22 protein-coding genes and 2 pseudogenes are annotated in these 17050 nt (G+C 41.0%); 11 read left to right on the forward strand and 13 right to left on the reverse strand.

Annotated elements, in window-relative coordinates; all coding sequences use genetic code 11:
• Nucleotides 1-223 precede the first annotated feature (223 nt).
• The 7 genes from HMPREF2728_RS05330 to nrdR all read right to left on the reverse strand — a co-directional run bounded on the left by HMPREF2728_RS05330 (nt 224) and on the right by nrdR (nt 7124).
• Complete coding sequence (locus tag HMPREF2728_RS05330) at nt 224-1732, reverse strand: hypothetical protein (protein ID WP_075227283.1); 1509 nt, start codon at nt 1730-1732, stop codon at nt 224-226.
• 3 nt (nt 1733-1735) lie between these two features.
• On the reverse strand, nt 1736-2392 hold the full coding sequence (locus tag HMPREF2728_RS05335) for a hypothetical protein (RefSeq protein WP_075227284.1): 657 nt from the start codon (nt 2390-2392) through the stop codon (nt 1736-1738).
• Between the two features lie 160 nt (nt 2393-2552).
• Complete coding sequence (der, locus tag HMPREF2728_RS05340; protein WP_075227285.1) at nt 2553-3863, reverse strand: ribosome biogenesis GTPase Der; 1311 nt, start codon at nt 3861-3863, stop codon at nt 2553-2555.
• Between the two features lie 13 nt (nt 3864-3876).
• Nucleotides 3877-4590: an NADPH-dependent oxidoreductase gene (locus HMPREF2728_RS05345; RefSeq protein WP_075227286.1), complete on the reverse strand. Its 714-nt coding sequence runs from the start codon at nt 4588-4590 to the stop codon at nt 3877-3879.
• Nucleotides 4587-5483, reverse strand: coding sequence for a primosomal protein DnaI (gene dnaI / locus HMPREF2728_RS05350; RefSeq protein WP_075227287.1), 897 nt, complete (start codon nt 5481-5483; stop codon nt 4587-4589). Before dnaI ends, HMPREF2728_RS05345 begins: the two co-directional genes overlap by 4 nt.
• Nucleotides 5484-6650, reverse strand: a complete 1167-nt coding sequence (locus HMPREF2728_RS05355; protein WP_075227288.1) for a DnaD domain protein — start codon at nt 6648-6650, stop codon at nt 5484-5486.
• On the reverse strand, nt 6651-7124 hold the full coding sequence (gene nrdR / locus HMPREF2728_RS05360; RefSeq protein WP_001203674.1) for a transcriptional regulator NrdR: 474 nt from the start codon (nt 7122-7124) through the stop codon (nt 6651-6653).
• A 139-nt stretch (nt 7125-7263) separates the two neighbouring features.
• Between nrdR and HMPREF2728_RS05365 the strand changes: the two genes are divergently transcribed.
• From HMPREF2728_RS05365 to HMPREF2728_RS11060, 3 genes and pseudogenes are all read left to right on the forward strand, one after another.
• Nucleotides 7264-7629 (forward strand): GntR family transcriptional regulator, encoded by a 366-nt coding sequence (locus HMPREF2728_RS05365; protein WP_000119157.1) that lies wholly within the window; start codon nt 7264-7266, stop codon nt 7627-7629.
• A 3-nt stretch (nt 7630-7632) separates the two neighbouring features.
• Nucleotides 7633-8328 (forward strand): ABC transporter ATP-binding protein, encoded by a 696-nt coding sequence (locus tag HMPREF2728_RS05370; protein ID WP_000173159.1) that lies wholly within the window; start codon nt 7633-7635, stop codon nt 8326-8328.
• A 468-nt stretch (nt 8329-8796) separates the two neighbouring features.
• Nucleotides 8797-9075: pseudogene (locus HMPREF2728_RS11060) on the forward strand (hypothetical protein); the annotation flags it as partial.
• Nucleotides 9076-9108: 33 nt separating this feature from the next.
• Here HMPREF2728_RS11060 and HMPREF2728_RS05380 read toward each other — a convergent pair.
• Both HMPREF2728_RS05380 and HMPREF2728_RS05385 read right to left on the reverse strand, forming a co-directional pair.
• Nucleotides 9109-9804, reverse strand: coding sequence for an LrgB family protein (locus tag HMPREF2728_RS05380; protein WP_075227289.1), 696 nt, complete (start codon nt 9802-9804; stop codon nt 9109-9111).
• Nucleotides 9801-10175: a CidA/LrgA family protein gene (locus HMPREF2728_RS05385; RefSeq protein WP_000781324.1), complete on the reverse strand. Its 375-nt coding sequence runs from the start codon at nt 10173-10175 to the stop codon at nt 9801-9803. Before HMPREF2728_RS05385 ends, HMPREF2728_RS05380 begins: the two co-directional genes overlap by 4 nt.
• Before the next feature lie 181 nt (nt 10176-10356).
• Here HMPREF2728_RS05385 and HMPREF2728_RS05390 point away from each other — a divergent pair, with 181 nt between their 5' ends.
• The 7 genes from HMPREF2728_RS05390 to queF all read left to right on the forward strand — a co-directional run bounded on the left by HMPREF2728_RS05390 (nt 10357) and on the right by queF (nt 13901).
• A complete protein-coding gene (locus HMPREF2728_RS05390; RefSeq protein WP_075227290.1) occupies nt 10357-10737 on the forward strand; it encodes a MarR family winged helix-turn-helix transcriptional regulator in 381 nt (126 codons plus the stop codon).
• A 95-nt stretch (nt 10738-10832) separates the two neighbouring features.
• On the forward strand, nt 10833-11054 hold the full coding sequence (locus tag HMPREF2728_RS05395) for a DUF4649 family protein (RefSeq protein ID WP_075227291.1): 222 nt from the start codon (nt 10833-10835) through the stop codon (nt 11052-11054).
• Nucleotides 11055-11068: 14 nt separating this feature from the next.
• The gene (trxA, locus tag HMPREF2728_RS05400) at nt 11069-11383 is read left to right on the forward strand and encodes a thioredoxin (protein ID WP_001029584.1); all 315 of its coding nucleotides are present in this window, start codon (nt 11069-11071) and stop codon (nt 11381-11383) included.
• A 202-nt stretch (nt 11384-11585) separates the two neighbouring features.
• Entirely contained in the window at nt 11586-12239 is a 654-nt protein-coding gene (gene queC / locus HMPREF2728_RS05405) for a 7-cyano-7-deazaguanine synthase QueC (protein ID WP_075227292.1), read from the forward strand.
• Complete coding sequence (gene queD, locus HMPREF2728_RS05410; protein ID WP_075227293.1) at nt 12239-12682, forward strand: 6-carboxytetrahydropterin synthase QueD; 444 nt, start codon at nt 12239-12241, stop codon at nt 12680-12682. Before queC ends, queD begins: the two co-directional genes overlap by 1 nt.
• On the forward strand, nt 12675-13391 hold the full coding sequence (queE, locus tag HMPREF2728_RS05415) for a 7-carboxy-7-deazaguanine synthase QueE (RefSeq protein ID WP_075227294.1): 717 nt from the start codon (nt 12675-12677) through the stop codon (nt 13389-13391). The genes queD and queE overlap by 8 nt, the downstream gene beginning before the upstream one ends.
• An 18-nt stretch (nt 13392-13409) precedes the next feature.
• Complete coding sequence (gene queF, locus HMPREF2728_RS05420) at nt 13410-13901, forward strand: preQ(1) synthase (protein ID WP_075227295.1); 492 nt, start codon at nt 13410-13412, stop codon at nt 13899-13901.
• A gap of 210 nt (nt 13902-14111) precedes the next feature.
• On the opposite strand, the gene HMPREF2728_RS05425 is transcribed toward queF, so the two are convergent.
• From HMPREF2728_RS05425 to HMPREF2728_RS05435, 3 genes are all read right to left on the reverse strand, one after another.
• Nucleotides 14112-14780 (reverse strand): MIP/aquaporin family protein, encoded by a 669-nt coding sequence (locus HMPREF2728_RS05425; protein WP_075227296.1) that lies wholly within the window; start codon nt 14778-14780, stop codon nt 14112-14114.
• A 109-nt stretch (nt 14781-14889) separates the two neighbouring features.
• Complete coding sequence (locus HMPREF2728_RS05430; RefSeq protein WP_075227297.1) at nt 14890-15681, reverse strand: DUF2785 domain-containing protein; 792 nt, start codon at nt 15679-15681, stop codon at nt 14890-14892.
• 11 nt (nt 15682-15692) lie between these two features.
• The gene (locus HMPREF2728_RS05435) at nt 15693-16025 is read right to left on the reverse strand and encodes a winged helix-turn-helix transcriptional regulator (RefSeq protein WP_049503255.1); all 333 of its coding nucleotides are present in this window, start codon (nt 16023-16025) and stop codon (nt 15693-15695) included.
• A gap of 150 nt (nt 16026-16175) precedes the next feature.
• Between HMPREF2728_RS05435 and HMPREF2728_RS05440 the strand changes: the two genes are divergently transcribed.
• Nucleotides 16176-16565 carry a nuclear transport factor 2 family protein gene (locus HMPREF2728_RS05440; protein WP_000106197.1) on the forward strand — a complete coding sequence of 130 codons (390 nt, stop codon included), beginning with the start codon at nt 16176-16178 and terminating at the stop codon, nt 16563-16565.
• A gap of 199 nt (nt 16566-16764) precedes the next feature.
• Here HMPREF2728_RS05440 and HMPREF2728_RS05445 read toward each other — a convergent pair.
• Nucleotides 16765-17050: pseudogene (locus tag HMPREF2728_RS05445) on the reverse strand (M3 family metallopeptidase); the annotation flags it as partial.

Consider the following 17050-nt stretch of genomic DNA (forward strand, 5'->3'; position numbering starts at 1 on the left):
TATGTCTAACTTTTGGGGTGCAGTTCAAAATCATTCCATCCTTTTTCTATTTCAATAGCTTACTACTGATAAAGAAGCATCCAACTTTTTTGAAAAATTCAGTGGATTAATACCAATCCTGATTTTTAGTTAAATTTTTCTTCCGAAAATAAAAAAATTTTTTTCATTTTATAATATTCTTTGATTATGCGCTTTATAATTTTGGCAATTTTTTGGTTAACAACTACATATAACCTACACAATTTACACCAATTACTCCTCGTCTTAGGAATATCGTATGAAGTTTCTCATACTCAAATTGTTCATATTCAAATCGCTCGTATTCAAATTTCTCATATTCAAACGGTTCGTATTCAAACTTTTCATATTCGAAAACTTCAATTCCTATTTCTTTTAATACTTCTTCTGGCAACTCGTAATCTTGATCTACTAGGCCAAATAGAGTAAATCCTGAGTCAACACAAAATGACAATACTGGATTGTATATTGAAGAGTAAATTACAGAACCGGCTACCGACCCCACAAAACTACCAATCATGTATCCTAGCACAGGAATTTCAATTAGAGATTGACTCACAGAACCCATAGATAAAGCACATGTTGTTACAAACATTTCTTTGATTAATTCATTAACCATCTCAGCTCTGCTCATGTTTCCGGTAGTTACTTGATATGAATTTTTCATGGAATTCATCACTAATACAGTTACTGCACCAACAATTGACGGATCAATAGATTTCATTGCACTACCACATAATCCTGCCTTACAACTTACTGTAATTGCTGCTGAAACTGTACCTCTTACAAATCCTTCACCTGCACCTGTAATCGCTGCAAATCCTATCTTTTTAAATTGACCTTCTTCAATTTCTCCATTTTTAATTAGATAAGCTATGGCATTCAATACTTCAGGAGCAACTCTTAACACCATTGATATTGTTGCTGCAGTTAAGCCAGCTTTGTACGCATGCCTTAAGATGTTGGTATACTTTATCAATTCTTCGGTTGTTAAATGTAAGTCCTCAGGATTTACTCCACCCTCTTTAGACAATCTTGCAAGTTCACGTGCTTCCTGTTCCGACAAAGCAATCGATTCATTCCCCTTATTATCTTTAACTTTATCACTGAGTAATTTTAGAGTTTCTTCATAGCGATGAACTTGCTCCGGTCGCTTTACAGCTTCTTCTCTTATTTTTCGCTCTAAAAACATAGTCGCTTCTTTTAGCTGATCTGATGGAATTACTCTATACTGCCCTGTATAAACTGGATCACTCAAAATCGTATCTGCTGAGTATCCTCTCTTCTCCAAATATAAATCTAAACTTTCTTTCCCACCTTGTGATTTATATTCGCTAAAACGTTGAAAAATACTCTTAGCTTGTTGTTCTGCACTGGATGCTCCGTTTTTATAATATTTTAAACCAAACTTAGCATCGAAGTTTGCTCCCGTAATATCAGCAGAACCAAAATCATGGCTACGATCAACTTGTACTCTGTTTTTTGAAGAATTAATAGCTGCATTAATATTAAAAGTCCCAGCATGCCAAAACTCAGCAACATCTCCCTTTAGTGTATCTATACGTGCACCACTTGTTTCAAAGTCATTTAGCTCATTCACCAGCTTCTTTATCTCTGATTCTACAGCGTTTACATAATGTACTCCGGTAGCATGTCCTGCAAAATTACCTGTGTGCTTCTCAAAGAATTCATATCCCTCTTTAAAGCCATCCATTCTTTATCCCTCCAAGAATTCAGATAATCCATCCATATATAATATTGCTGTCAATCCTCTGTACTGCTGATCCATGACTTTTTCTTTATCCGTTCCAGTAAGAAATTGAGTAACACCTAACACTGCACCAGTAGCCAATGTAATCCCAGGTGCCAAAAAACCTAAAAGGGCGCCACCGGCTATTAAAGCTGCTGTATTCCCTCCTACAACCCCATTTACTGCATCGAAAGCCTGTTCAGGAATTGACTTTGAAAACTCTATTTTTTCAAAGTCAGACTTATATCCACGACAATACTCAACAAATTCATCATATATTTCTGGTTGACTAATAGCCTCTGAAACTAGCATCATCCCACGTTTCCCTAACCAGCCATATCTCATTCCGAATTTATCGAATTTCACATCCATACTAGAGATTTCATTCTTACTTGCTTGGTTTTCACCAATAAAAAGTACATGTTCGCTAGAAGAAATTGTAGACATATTATCAAGATAGTGTTTTTCCAACCAAACACTTACTTTTATTGAACCATCTTTAGTCCCTACAATTACATCATCTTCATCATCATTCGCGCTCACAAGTTGACGTAAATAATTGCCATATCCAACAGTTTTATCATCACAAACAATAATTAATTTTGTTGTATTTTGTTCAAACATAATAATCCTCCATATTAGCTAACATTTTTTCAATCAACTTTACATCTGTCTGTTAATCAGTTAACTTACTACAACCCTATTATATCACATGTTATTCAATATTATATACTATATTTTTATCTAAAAAAGAAGGTCTGAAAACCTTCTTCTTTTTATCATTTTACTTCCGTTTTCTTGCGATGAGGTGAATCGGTGTTCCTTCAAAGACAAAGGCCTTGCGGATTTGATTTTCCAAGAAACGCAAGTAAGAGAAGTGCATGAGTTCTTCTTCGTTGACAAAGATAACAAAGGTTGGTGGTTTGGTTGCCACTTGAGTCGCATAGAAAATCTTGAGGCGTTTTCCTTTGTCGGTCGGTGTTGGATTGATGGCGATAGCATCCATAATCACATCATTCAAGACAGCTGATGGGATACGGGTATTTTGACTCTCGCTGATTTGCTTGATCATCTCAGGCAACTTGTGGAGGCGTTGCTTGGTCAAAGCCGAAACAAAGATAATCGGTGCGTAAGGCAGGTATTGGAACTGCTCACGGATATCCTCTTCCCAGTTTTTCATGGTGTGGTTGTCTTTTTCAAGAGTATCCCACTTATTGACCACGATGATCATCCCTTTACCAGCTTCGTGGGCAAAACCTGCGATACGCTTGTCATACTCACGGATACCTTCCTCGGCATTGAGGACCATCAAGACTACATCTGAACGGTCAATAGCACGCATGGCACGCATGACTGAGTATTTCTCAGTATTCTCATAGACTTTACCTGACTTACGCATACCAGCAGTATCAATCATGGTAAACTCTTGACCGTCAGCATCTGTAAAATGAGTGTCAATGGCATCACGAGTGGTACCAGCGACAGGGCTGGCAATGACGCGGTCTTCTCCCAAAATGGCATTGATCAAGCTAGATTTTCCGACATTTGGACGTCCAATCAAGCTGAATTTAATGATATCTGGATTTTCTTCTTCAACTTCATGTGGGAGATTTTCCACAATAGCATCCAGCACATCCCCTGTCCCAATACCGTGCACAGATGAAATCGGTAGTGGTTCACCCAATCCAAGAGCATAGAAATCATAGATATCATTTCGCATCTCTGGATTGTCAACCTTATTAACGGCTAGGATGACTGGTTTATGAGTTTTATAAAGTTTACGGGCAACATATTCGTCCGCATCTGTAATTCCTTCTTTACCAGACACGACAAAGACGATAACATCTGCTTCTTCCATGGCGATTTCTGCCTGGTGCTTGATTTGTTCCATGAACGGAGCATCGACATCATCGATCCCCCCAGTATCAATCATACTAAAAGAACGGTTAAGCCACTCACCCGTGGCATAGATACGATCTCGCGTTACACCTTCAACATCTTCTACGATTGAGATGCGCTCTCCCGCGATACGGTTAAATAGGGTTGATTTCCCAACATTGGGACGTCCCACAATGGCAACAGTTGGTAAGGCCATGTTTTCTCACTTTCTACAATAACTTCTTCTGCTCAAGATTTTCTCGAGTCGAGCTTGGTTCTGGATTGCCGAATTGCTCCGCTAAACGTTGACTCCAAGTTGTAGTCGCACGCGCACCTGCATATTCAGTCTGTACTCGGTCATAGGCTTCGATTGCCTCAGTTGACTGTTCTTGGTATTCTTCCTCAAAGACAACATTCTCTAGTGGCAGTCTTGGTTTTACAGCATGCTGTTGATTTGGCACACCGAGTGCAATCCCAAAGACTGGATAGGTATAGTCAGGAAGCTTGAACAATTCTGCTAACTCAACAGACTTGTAACGCACTAAGCCGATAATCACTCCACCATAGCCCAAGCTTTCTGCCGCAAGCAAGGCATTTTGTCCAGCCAAAGCCGCATCCACAGAAGTGATGAGGAGTCCTTCCACCCCTTGAGGTTGGAAAACATCCGTATGGAGACGAGCCCCTTTTTCTGCACGGTTTAGATCACCAACAAAAAGTAAAAATACTGCAGACTGGCGAATCGCTTCCTGAGGAACTAGCTCAAATAAGGCGTCCTTCTTTTCTTGACTTCTGACAAGAATGACAGAGTAGGATTGGAAATTTTTCCAAGAAGAAGCCATTTGGGCAGCTGTCAAGATCTCATTTAAGTCTACTTGGGGAATCTCTCGCTCTTTAAATCTGCGCACTGAAGTGTGAGCCTTCATTACTTTGATTGTTTCTGTCATCGGCGGTTTTCTCCTTCAAGTCTTGTTTCCTCTGCTAAATAACGAATGCGTTCCATGACGCGTCTAGCTTCCCAGGTTTCGTCATTTCCGTTTTTCCCTTTAGCGAAATGCTTCTCCAAATCTTCAAAGTTGAAATTGGAGGTGAAAAAGGTTGGCAAATCTTCCTGCATACGATATTGGAGAATAACCTGCAGGATCTCGTCACGCACCCAAGCTGTTGATTGCTCGGCACCAATATCATCCAAAATCAGGACTTCAGCAAGCTTAATCTCGTCCACCAAGGTCTTGACATTGCCATCACCGATGGCATTTTTGACATCGATGACAAAGCTCGGATAGTGGAGGAGAGTTGACGAAACGCCTCGTTTTTCTGACAAATCATGGGCTAGGGCAGCCACCATAAAACTTTTACCCACACCAAAGTCTCCATATAAGTAGAGACCTTTTCGAATAGCTGGATATTGCTCCACAAAGTTCAAAAGCTTTTCAAAAACTGGCAAGCGCCCCAAATCATCCAAGTCTACTTGAGCTAAGCTAGCTTTTTTAAGACTAGCTGGAAGATTGATTAGCTTGAGACGGTTTTTAATCGCCGCTTCTTTTTCTGCCGCGATGAGCTCTGGAGTTTCTTCATAAGAGACATCTGCATAGCCATGGTTCATGACTAGGATGGGCTTGTAGCCACGCGCGATATAGTCTGTATCTCCTCGGAGGAACTTATCTCTCTCAGTGATGTATTGGTTAAACTTGGAAATACTACGGTTTAACTCCTCCTGACTGAGAGATTCTTTCTGGATAAAGGCCGCAACATCAGGGTCTTTCACAATTTGCTGGACTAAATCCTGATACTGAAATCGGCTTGGTTGACGCTTGAGCACGTCTCCGACACTTTCCATCTAGTCTCCTCCTTTTTCTAATCGAGCTAACATTTCTTTTTTCTTACGTTCTAGTTCTAAACGAGTTTCTTCGCTAGTTTCATTCTTATATTCAGGATTGCTCCATTTAGGCACATTGGTTTTTGCTGGGGCAGTCTGATTCTGCTTTTGCGTTTTTGCTTTTTGGCCACGTTCACGAATACGGAGAACTGCCTCCTCTGCACTACGGATATTTTGATAGGCGTAGTCATTAGCCACCTTCATGGCGTATTTTTCATTGATATTGGCCGAATCCACCTTATTAAAGGTCAGGAGCAAGATAACATTGATTACTTCATCCAGCAAGCCCAAGGCCGCCATCTGCTGGAGCAGGTCCCGTTCAGTCTGGGTAATACTTCCCTTGCGGGTCTGCTTGATTTCAGCAAGGAACTGCAAGGCTGTCTTTCTCTTAGCCTCTCGGATAATGGTTGCCTCCTTGGGACTAAAGTCAGAAGTCACAGGCTTTTGCGCTATCTTTTCACGGATGCGTTTGACAGAAATCACTTGCGACACTGCTGTCGCTTTGGCTACTTGATAAGTTTCAAACCAAGTCCACCTCTGCTCGTCTGCTATTGCAAACAAGGCCAAAACATCCGAAGTCTCATCTTGAAAACGAAGACCATCACGGGCCATGAGCTGACGAAAATGCTCCAAATCAAAATCATCTGCTACTGGCTGACTGCTAGAGGTTTCTTGACTAGCAGACTCGGATAACTGAGGGAAGATTTGACTCAAGGCCACCGAGATAGGTTCCCCTTCAACACTTTCCTGTCTCATGGCTGCAACCGCACTATCCCCAATCATTTTTTCTAACAAGGTCCGATAAACTGTATGTTGTAAAAATTCTTGAGTCGATAGGGGAGAATGAAGTAACAAGTTATAAGACTCCCCCTGTTGATAGAGGGTCACCAATTTCATGGCTGTCAGAGTTTTAAAAGCCTTTAAAAGACTATCCATCCCAAAATTCAAATGATTGAGCATGGCTGCAAAGAGATGCTCCTTTTGACCATCATCCCAAAAAATCACAGCATAAAGATAGAGGCTCAGCGCCTCCTGACCGATAATCGGGAGGTAGCACTGCACCATTGATGAGGTATCTTGCGACACCCGATTATTCTTTACAAAAGAAAAACGGTCATTTGGCTTCATTTATTTTTCCTTTTTCTTTTTAGAGGATTGTGTAATCTGCTGGAGTAGGCTTTCAAGCTCACTCACATCCTTAAAACTACGGTAAACACTGGCAAAACGGACATAAGTAATCTCATCTAGCTCTGCCAACTCTTCCATAACCAAGGAACCAATAACCTCACTCTGAATTTCATTTTCATTGCGACTACGGAGTTTTTGTTCGATGCGATTGACCACCATGCCAATCTCATCACTAGACACTGGACGTTTCTGGGCTGAGCGAATAATCCCGTTAAAGATTTTATCTCTTGAAAATTGTTCCCGTGTACCATCTTTTTTGACCACAACCAGCGTTCTCTCTTCAACACGTTCATAGGTTGTAAAACGATGCTGGCACTCTTCACACTCACGTCTTCTTCTGATTGTATTTCCTTCTTCAGCCTGGCGACTATCGATCACACTTGATTTTGTAGCGCCACATTTTGGACAACGCATGCCTTTCCCTCCTTGTCGTTTTCTTTTCATTATACCATTTTTTAAGAGATTCCCAAAATAATTCTCCTTTTGGCTTGACAAGTTTTTTGTTTTGTTGTATTATTGAATTAACACAAAGGTAATTAGAAAGGAGATCGTGATGTCTTGGACATTTGATAACAATAAACCCATTTATTTGCAGATTATGGAGAAAATCAAATTGCAGATTATTTCCCATAAACTCGAGCCCAATCAACAGCTTCCAACCGTTAGAGAATTAGCAAGCGAGGCAGGTGTCAATCCCAACACCATCCAGCGCGCCCTATCGGACTTGGAAAGAGAAGGCTTCGTTTATACCAAGCGGACATCTGGACGCTTTGTCACAGAGGATTTGGACTTGATCCTCCAATCCCGTAAGCAACTGTCAGAAGAACAGCTGCAACAGTTTGTAACAGGCATGGTAGAATTTGGCTATGAAAAAGAAGAACTACCGACTGTTTTGAGAGATTATATTGAAGGAGTTTAAACTATGACCTTGTTAGCATTTGAAAATGTGTCAAAATCCTATGGAGCAAGTCCTGCTCTTACAAATGTTTCCCTTGAAATCCCGGCAGGAAAGATTGTGGGTCTCCTTGGCCCAAACGGTTCCGGAAAAACAACCCTGATTAAACTAATCAACGGCTTGCTACAGCCAGAGGAAGGGCGTATCCTTATCAATGGCATGGAACCAAGCCCAGCAACTAAAGCAATTGTTTCTTATCTCCCTGATACGACCTACCTCAACGAGCAGATGAAGGTCAAGGAAGCTCTCACTTATTTCAAGACCTTCTACCAAGATTTTAATCTGGAACGTGCTCAAGGTCTTCTTCGTGACCTTGGCATAGATGAAAATAGCCGTTTCAAGAAACTCTCAAAAGGGAACAAAGAAAAGGTTCAGCTGATCCTTGTCATGAGTCGTGATGCTCGTCTATACGTGCTTGATGAACCAATCGGGGGTGTAGACCCAGCAGCTCGTGACTATATCTTGAACACCATCATCAACAACTACTCTCCAACTTCGACTGTCTTGATTTCAACCCACTTGATTTCAGATATTGAACCAATCTTGGATGAGATTATCTTCCTCAAGGATGGAAAAGTCGTCCGTCAAGGAAATGTTGATGATATTCGCTATGAGTCTGGAGAGTCTATCGACCAACTCTTCCGCCACGAATTCAAAGCCTAGTTAAAGGAGATTATTATGTTTTGGAATTTAGTTCGTTATGAATTTAAAAATGTTAACAAATGGTATTTAGCCCTCTATGGTGCTGTGTTGGCTCTTTCTGCTCTTATCGGGGTTCAAGCTAGTTCCCTAAAATCCATCGATACACCTGATCAACAAATGATTATGTTAGTTTTTCTGGCTCTAGTTTTTGGTGGACTAATCATTACCTTAAGTATTTCAACCTTGATTTTGATCATTCGTCGCTTCAAGGGTAGTGTCTACGATCGTCAGGGATACCTAACTCTAACACTCCCCGTATCTGAGCACCAAATCATTTTATCCAAACTTTTGGGTGCTTTCATCTGGTCTCTGGCGAGCTCATTAGTCTTTATCTTGAGTATTTATATCATTTTAGTTCTGACTGGTGCAAACTTCCTTGATATCTTTTCTCTCGAATACCTCTTTAAATTTTACATGGATAGTTTCTGGCTTTCTGTGATTTCATATATCCTCAGCACAATTTCAGGAATCCTTTGCATCTACTTGGCAATCTCTATCGGACAACTCTTTAATGAATACCGTACAGCTCTTGCCGTTTTAGCCTATATTGTTATCCAAACCATTCTCGGCTTTGTCGGTCTCAACCTTCGCATAGATTTCGACTACAATTGGATGATCTCCTTTGAAATCGTTAAAGACCTCATCCTCAGCGCAGCCTTCTATCTCGGAACCTACTATATCTTGAAAAATAAAGTTAATTTGCAATAAAAAATGCCCAGCTACTAGAGCTGGGTTTTTGCGTTAACTCAAAATCAAATTAGCTACAATAGGACTGATAAATACATAGAGAATACCTGTAACACCGATGGCTAGTCCTCCCATAGCACCTGCAACTGGTCCATAGCGAAAGGCCGTTCCAGTTCCAACGGCGTGACCTGTTCCACCCAGGGCTAGTCCAGCTGCTACTGGATCGTCTATCTTGAGCCATTTCAAAAGTGTTGGTCCGATTACACTGGTCAAAATCCCCGTCGCTACGACAACTACTAGGGTCACGGTAGTCAAGCCTTGCAACTTTTCTGTAATCCCTACTGCCATGGCGGTCGTTACTGACTTAGGAAAGAGGGAAATAGCTAGGAAAAAGTCCATACCAAAGATTTTTGCGACTAGGGCTGTAAAAGAGGTATTGACGATGACAGCTAGAAAACTACCCAGCAAAATACTTCTAACATGATGCTTCATCAAGTGGAAGCTCTTATATAGGGGAATTCCTAGAGCCACTGTTGAAGGAACAATCAAGTTATTAAGATAAACCCCACCTTGGTAGTAATCTTGGTAGGAAATGCCAGTTACCTTTAGAAATATGATAATAAAAATAGCTGACAGTAGCAAAGGAGTCGTTAAGGGATGAGGATAGCGTCTGAAAATCATCATTCCCCCAAGATAGGCTAAGATTGATAAAGCAATCCCAAATAGGGGATTAGATACAAATTCGCTCATTTGGTACCTCTTTCTTCGTAGTCACCTTCATAGCGTTTTTTGATAAATTGAACCACAAGCGCAATCAAGATGATATTAATCACTGCTGCAAAAAAGACAATCAAAACAATCGGCAGAAGATAGGGAGCAATCACATCAAATTTTTCCATAATTCCAACCGCAGGAGGTAGAAAGAGAATGGTCATGTTGGCCAAGAGAAAATTCCCAACCATGTTGACATGGCGGGTGCGCAGCCACTTGAACTGCAAGGCTAGAAAAAGAATAATCAAGCCGATAATACTGCCTGGGATGGGCAGATGAAAGAAACTGGAAATTCCCTCTCCGATTAGAGAAATCACAAAGAGAATCATTAATTGAACATATAATTTCATCCTAAACTCCACAAATAGACTTTCTGCATACCAGTTTACTCTTTTTTCAGAAAATATCAAGGAGATATATAAGAAACATCCTTCTTGCTATCCAAGCCAAAAAGGTGTATACTAATTGCGTGCGCAAGCATCATAGATGCACTAGTATGATTACACTATTATAGATGGAAAGGAGATGGACATGACTTACTTAGAAAAATGGTTTGACTTCAACCGTAGGCAAGTAGAGCTAGAAGCTATTTTAGAAGAGACCATCGCTGAGCAGAGTGAACAAACCTTGACACTCAAGGAATTTTACCTCTTGCACTTTCTAAATCAGGCTGAAGGCAAATCCCTAAGACAAATCGACTTGCCAGATAAACTCCACCTGAGCCCTAGTGCTGTTTCACGGATGGTGGCTCGCTTAGAAGCAAAGAACTGCGGTTTACTTAGTCGGAGATGCTGCGACCAGGACAAACGAGCTAGTTTTATCTGCCTGACTAGTGAAGGGCAGACTACCTTGGCTTATCTACAAACAGCTGTTGAAGAAAGCTTAGCAAGAAAATCAAACTGGTTAGCCTAAAATATTTTTAAAAAACTTGCGTGCGCAATCATTTTTCTTGACATTCCTTTTTTCAAGGAGTAAAATGAAAACATGATTTAGCAAAGGAGAATCCTATGATTGAAATCACCTATCTTGACGCCAGCAAGCAAGAGAGAACCATGACCTTCGAGTCTTATGAAGACTTTGAACGTTCTCAGCATGCCTGCCTGATTGGTGTCGCAGACTATTACCCCGTCCAAAAAGTAACCTACAAGGGGCATGATTTGGACTACCATGGGACTTACGGAGATGTTTTCTTCTATCTCATGAAACAAGATTTAAGCCAATATAACTAAAAAGGAGAAATACTATGGCAAAAGCAATTACAGACGCAACATTTGAACAAGAAACTAAAGACGGATTGGTCTTGGTAGACTTCTGGGCAACTTGGTGTGGCCCATGTCGTATGCAAGGTCCAATCTTGGATAAACTGTCTGAAGAACTTTCAGAAGATGTCTTGAAGATCGTTAAAATGGACGTTGATGAAAATCCTAACACAGCTCGTTCATTTGGAATCATGTCTATTCCTACTCTTCTTTTCAAAAAAGATGGACAAGTGGTTAAACAAGTTGCTGGTGTTCACACAGCAGAACAAATCAAAGCTATCGTTGCTGAATTAAGCTAATCAAAGGAGAGACCAAGTGCATTCATTTGGTCTCTTTTTGCTTGCCCTTTGCCATTTTTCAAAAAATATGCTAGACTGTAACTAGAATATTACGATGTTTGGGACATGCCATCGCTAAAAAAAACCTCTACTTGGTATTTTTTAGCTCCCTCTAGGGAGCTTTTTGCGTGCTCTGAACATTTCCCATTTTGGAAGGAGTACTATGAAACGTCAATCAGCCTTGGTCGTCTTTAGTGGCGGTCAAGATTCAACAACCTGCCTTTTCTGGGCCAAGCAACACTATGAAAAGGTAGAAGCCGTCACCTTTGCCTATGGCCAACGCCACCATCTCGAAATTCAAGTGGCCAAAGAAATCGCTGAGGAACAAGGAATTCGTCATCATATCCTAGATATGTCTCTGCTAGGACAAATTACTGAAAATGCCTTGACTTCAGATCTAGAAATTGAGCAAAAAGAAGGAGAGGTGCCTAATACCTTCGTTGACGGTCGCAATCATCTCTTTCTGTCCTTTGCTGCAGTCCTTGCCAAGCAGCGTGGAATTACGGATATCGTGACAGGAGTGTGCGAAACAGACTTCTCAGGTTATCCTGACTGTCGGGATGTCTTTGTCAAATCACTCAATGTCACGCTCAACCTTGCTATGGATTACGACTTTGTGATCCAAACGCCTCTCATGTGGCTAGACAAGGCTGAAACTTGGGAATTAGCTGACCAACTTGGTGTCTTTGACTACGTTCGTGAGAAGACCTTGACCTGCTACAATGGGATTATCGGTACTGGTTGTGGAGATTGTCCTGCCTGCCATCTACGCCAACATGGTTTAGAGGTTTATCTCTCTCAGAAAGGAGAGGCCTGATGTTTTTTGCCCCCAAAGAAATCAAACAAGAAACTGGGGAATCTCTTGTCTACAATCCTCACAGAACTTTAGTCTCAAAAGACTTTACCTTCGATGCTGCCCACCACCTCTTTCACTATGAAGGAAAATGCAAATCCCTACACGGTCACACCTATCATCTGCAAATCGCTGTCAGTGGATTTTTAGATGAACGTGGCATGACCTATGATTTTGGGGATATCAAACAAATCTACAAGGACTACTTAGAGCCCCACTTGGATCATCGCTATCTCAATGAAACCCTTCCCTACATGAATACGACTGCTGAAAACATGGTTTACTGGATTTTCCAAACCATGAGCCTAGAGTTGCCAGACGAGCGCGGTCTCCGTTTGGAATATGTTCGCCTCTATGAAACTCCGACTGCCTTTGCAGAGTTTAGACGGGAGTGGTTAGATGACTAAGGAACGTGTCCTCAAACTACCAGTTCTGGAAATTTTCGGCCCAACCTTTCAAGGTGAAGGTCGTGCTATTGGCCAGAAAACCATGTTTGTCCGCACTGCTGGTTGCGACTACCACTGCGACTGGTGCGATTCTGCCTTTACTTGGGATGGTTCTGAAAAACCAACTCGCATGACAGCTGACGAGGTCATTGCTGAATTAGACAAGCTAGGAAGCTACGACTATGTAACCCTGTCTGGGGGAAATCCTGCTATCCTAGCAGCCAATATGGCTCAACTGGTCACCAAACTCAAGGAACGTGGGGTCACTCTAGCTGTTGAGACCCAGGGATCCCGCTGGCAAAATTGGTTAAAAGATATCGACCAAGTCACTCTGAGTCCTAAGCCTCCTTCCTCCAAGATGGAAGTCAACTTTGAGACCTTGGACTTTATCGTTTCCCAACTAGATCCAGACAAAGTCACCTTTAAAATCCCTGTCTTTGATGATGCAGATTTGGCCTTTGCCAGAGGCATACAAGAGCGCTATAAACCAGATGTTCTTTTCTTATCTGCAGGAAATCCTAAGCCCAAGGCTACAGGCAATATTGTCCAAGACCAACTGGACCGCCTCAAAGAACTCTGGGAACGCGTCGCTGCCGACGATAGCTGGGGCAATGTCCGCGTCCTTCCTCAACTCCATACCCTCCTCTACGACAACCAACGTGGTGTTTAAGATTAGAAAGAAAAAATCATGTCACAACAAGAAGAAATGAAAAACCTCACCCTACTGGGCAACAAAGAAACCAACTACATTTTCGAATATCAACCCGAAGTCCTCGAATCCTTTGACAATCGTCATGTGGAAAATGACTATTTCATCAAGTTCAACTGCCCTGAATTTACCTCACTTTGTCCCATCACTGCTCAGCCAGACTTTGCAACTATTTATATTTCCTACATTCCTGACAAGCTCTGTGTCGAGTCAAAATCCCTCAAACTCTACCTCTTTAGCTACCGAAACCATGGAGATTTTCATGAAAACTGTATCAACACCATCGGGAAAGACTTGGTTAATTTGCTAGATCCTCGCTATTTAGAAGTCTGGGGAAAATTTACACCTCGCGGTGGCATTTCAATCGACCCCTACTACAACTACGGTAGACCTGGAACCAAGTATGAAGGATTGGCAGAACAACGTCTCTTCCAACATGACCTCTATCCAGAGAAAATTGACAACCGCTAATACTCTTCGAAAATCTCTTCAAACCGCGTCAACATCGCCTTGCCGTAGATATAGGTAACTGACTTCGTCAGTCTTATCCACAACCTCAAAGCAGTGCTTTGAGCAACCTGCGGCTAGCTTCCTAGTTTGCTCTTTAATTTTCATTGAGTATAAAAAGATACGAAAAAGCCCTGTTCCTCATCATGAGGAGCAAGGCTTTTTAAGTTTCAATTATTCTTCAGTTCCAAGGAAGTTTTTAGCAACTAGAGCTGCAAGAACTCCACCAACGATTGGTGCAAGGATGAAAATCCAAACTTGTTGAAGAGCTACACCACCTACCAATACAGCAGGAGCCAAGCTACGAGCTGGGTTTACTGAAAGTCCAGTGATGTTCAAGCCAGCTAGAATCAAAGCTGTCAATGACAAACCAATCACCAAACCAGCAATTGCGCCATTCCCTTTGCTTGCTGAAGTTACAGTCATGATGACCAAAACAAACAAGAATGTTGCGATTGTTTCAAACAAGAAACCACCAAAGACAGTTACACCGTTTGCCAAGGCATTTTCACCAAGACTTGCAGTTGACATACCTGAATTTGCCAAGAGAAAGAATACAGATCCAGATGCAAGGAAAGCACCGACTACTTGTCCGAGGATGTAGTTTACAAGCTCTGAAGATGACAAACGTTTGTTAACAAACATAGCGATAGAAACAGCTGGGTTCAAGTGAGCACCTGAAACAGTTCCGATTGAGAAGGCTGCGACTACGATTGCCAAACCAAAAGCAAGAGCAATCCCAAGGTGTCCAAGTCCTTCAACACCATTTCCAAAAACAACAGCTCCTGTTCCGATGAACACAAGCATAAAAGTACCGATTAATTCAGCAACAAATTTTTTCATATTAAGTCTCCTTTTTTCAAACTATGTATTAGTCTATCAGAAGAAGGAAAGCGTTTCAAGAAAAGTGCTTGGAAAATTTGTGCAAACTTTCACATTTGATAATCGAAATTTAATATTGGAAGGACTGAATAGCTTCTTTCAAGTCATCTTGTAAACTATTTCTCTGGTCGAGTTGGACATAGACTTCTAAGAGACAGGATCTAAAATTGGAAAATTTATAAAAATCTTCCGTCTCTTCTATCGGGAAATCAAGTGACTTTATCCAAGAGGTTAGTGTCGCTTGATCCACCTTGCCTTGTAAAATAGGTTCGTAAAGCACTCTGGCTAAGCGCCATTCCTCATCATCTATAAATCGAATCGAAATTCTTTTAAACAGTTGACCAAGTATGTCAAATACTTCATGAACTCTGTTTATAGAAAAGTCTGGATGACAAACGACTTCAGTCAAGAGATCCGCTCCATGCGCAAAAGCATGTACCCAACCATACTGGCTTGAAAAACCAGTCGTATCCTCTTCTTTTTCAAGGTAGTGCAGACCTTGATCGAGCATCGTATTTCTGATATCAATTTTAAGCACTTGATAATAAAGAGAGTGTTGGTTGCCATCGGCAGATAAGAGATTGGCATAAATAAGTGCCCTAAAAGAACGGTCAAGCGTTGAAGCTCCTAGCTTATCGAGCTCTTTATCTAGGCCACCATCAGAAACAATCATAGCAGCAATCAACTGAAATTGCTCCTTGGTAAATAACTCTTCTTGAATCCCTCTAGCCAGACTGGTAAAAACCAATTCATCGCGAATCTCTGGACTCGGATCCCCTATGTGCTCAAGCAACCACTGGAGTTCTTTTTGACTATAACTTGGGTTTTCTTCTGTTATTTTTCTATGTAACTCTTGATACATGGTCAATACCTCTACATTTCTAGCAACTTGATATAATCCAGACCCCATTTTTCGACAGCATCTAAAACAACTCTGAATTCCTGCCCCATTTCGGTTAAGCTGTACTCAACTCGTGGGGGAACTTCCGCATAGACCTTTCGTTGAATAATCTTATCCTTTTCTAATTGACGGAGATGACGGGTCAAAATAGTTTGAGTAATCCCAGGCAATAATCTCTGCAATTCTTTAAATCGTTTAGTACCCGTACTCAACTGATAAATGATTACCAGTGCCCATTTCCCTGTTAAAACCCTCTGCGTTGTCGCAAATGGACAAATACCATACTCACTCACTTTATTTGGCATAAAATATCTTCTTTCTATTTTTTTAAAAAAATTTATCTTTTAGTATCAACAATAGTACTACTTTTGATACTAGCTATCGAAAAAGTGTCTACTTGTTTTTTCGATTGTAACTGTTACAATTATATCATAAAAAAGAAATGGAGAATAGATATGTCAACAAACTTAGAAATTTTCAATGCTTATAACCAAGCTTTAATTGCTGGTGACTTTCCTGGTGTCTTTGAAACGATGGCAGACGATATTATCTGGCATCAACCTGGTACTCATAGTATATCTGGTACAGTTGTTGGTAAGGACAAGCTAGGAACTCACCTGGCTACATTTGCTGAGAAAACTAATGGAACCTTTAAGGTGATAACAAATTGGGTTTCTGACAATAAGGATTTAATCGCAGCTAATGTTACTTTTCTTGGAACACGGGCTGATGGTACTGAACTCAATATGAACGGGATTGACCTCTTCCGTATTGAAGACGGGAAAATCAAAGAAGTTTGGCTCTTCTCTTCAGATCAAGCTGAAGAAGATAGCTTTTGGGGATAATTTAAGAGGCCAGGACAAAAATTTTGATTTTAGGAATTCTTTATTATAAATTTTTAAAATCGATAGATTAGAAAAAAAGCGAACAAGACAGTATTCTGAGTGTCAGATAACTCGTTTTGTTCGCTTTTTATATTTAAGGTTAGACTTTTGTCCCAGACTCTTTTATTTTATTCTCACAACTGGGCATTTAAACTATAATCTAATCAACTGTATCAGACAAGAACTGAATGGTATCACGGAGTGGTTTATCTGTTGAAATATCGGCTTCGATAATCATAGCTGACTCAAGTGGTGTCTTGCTACCACCTGATTTGAGGAGATTGAGCCAATCTTCAGCTCCAGTTTCTGAATGTTTCAGATGAAGGTAACTAGCAGTCGAGATGACAAGTCCTGCTGAGTAAGTGTAGCTATACAAGCCCATGTAGTAGTGAGCTTGGCGCATCCAAGTCAGTGCTGCATCATCATCAATCTCAATAGCATCTCCC

Source organism: Streptococcus sp. HMSC061D10 (assembly GCF_001808865.1).
GTDB lineage: Bacteria > Bacillota > Bacilli > Lactobacillales > Streptococcaceae > Streptococcus.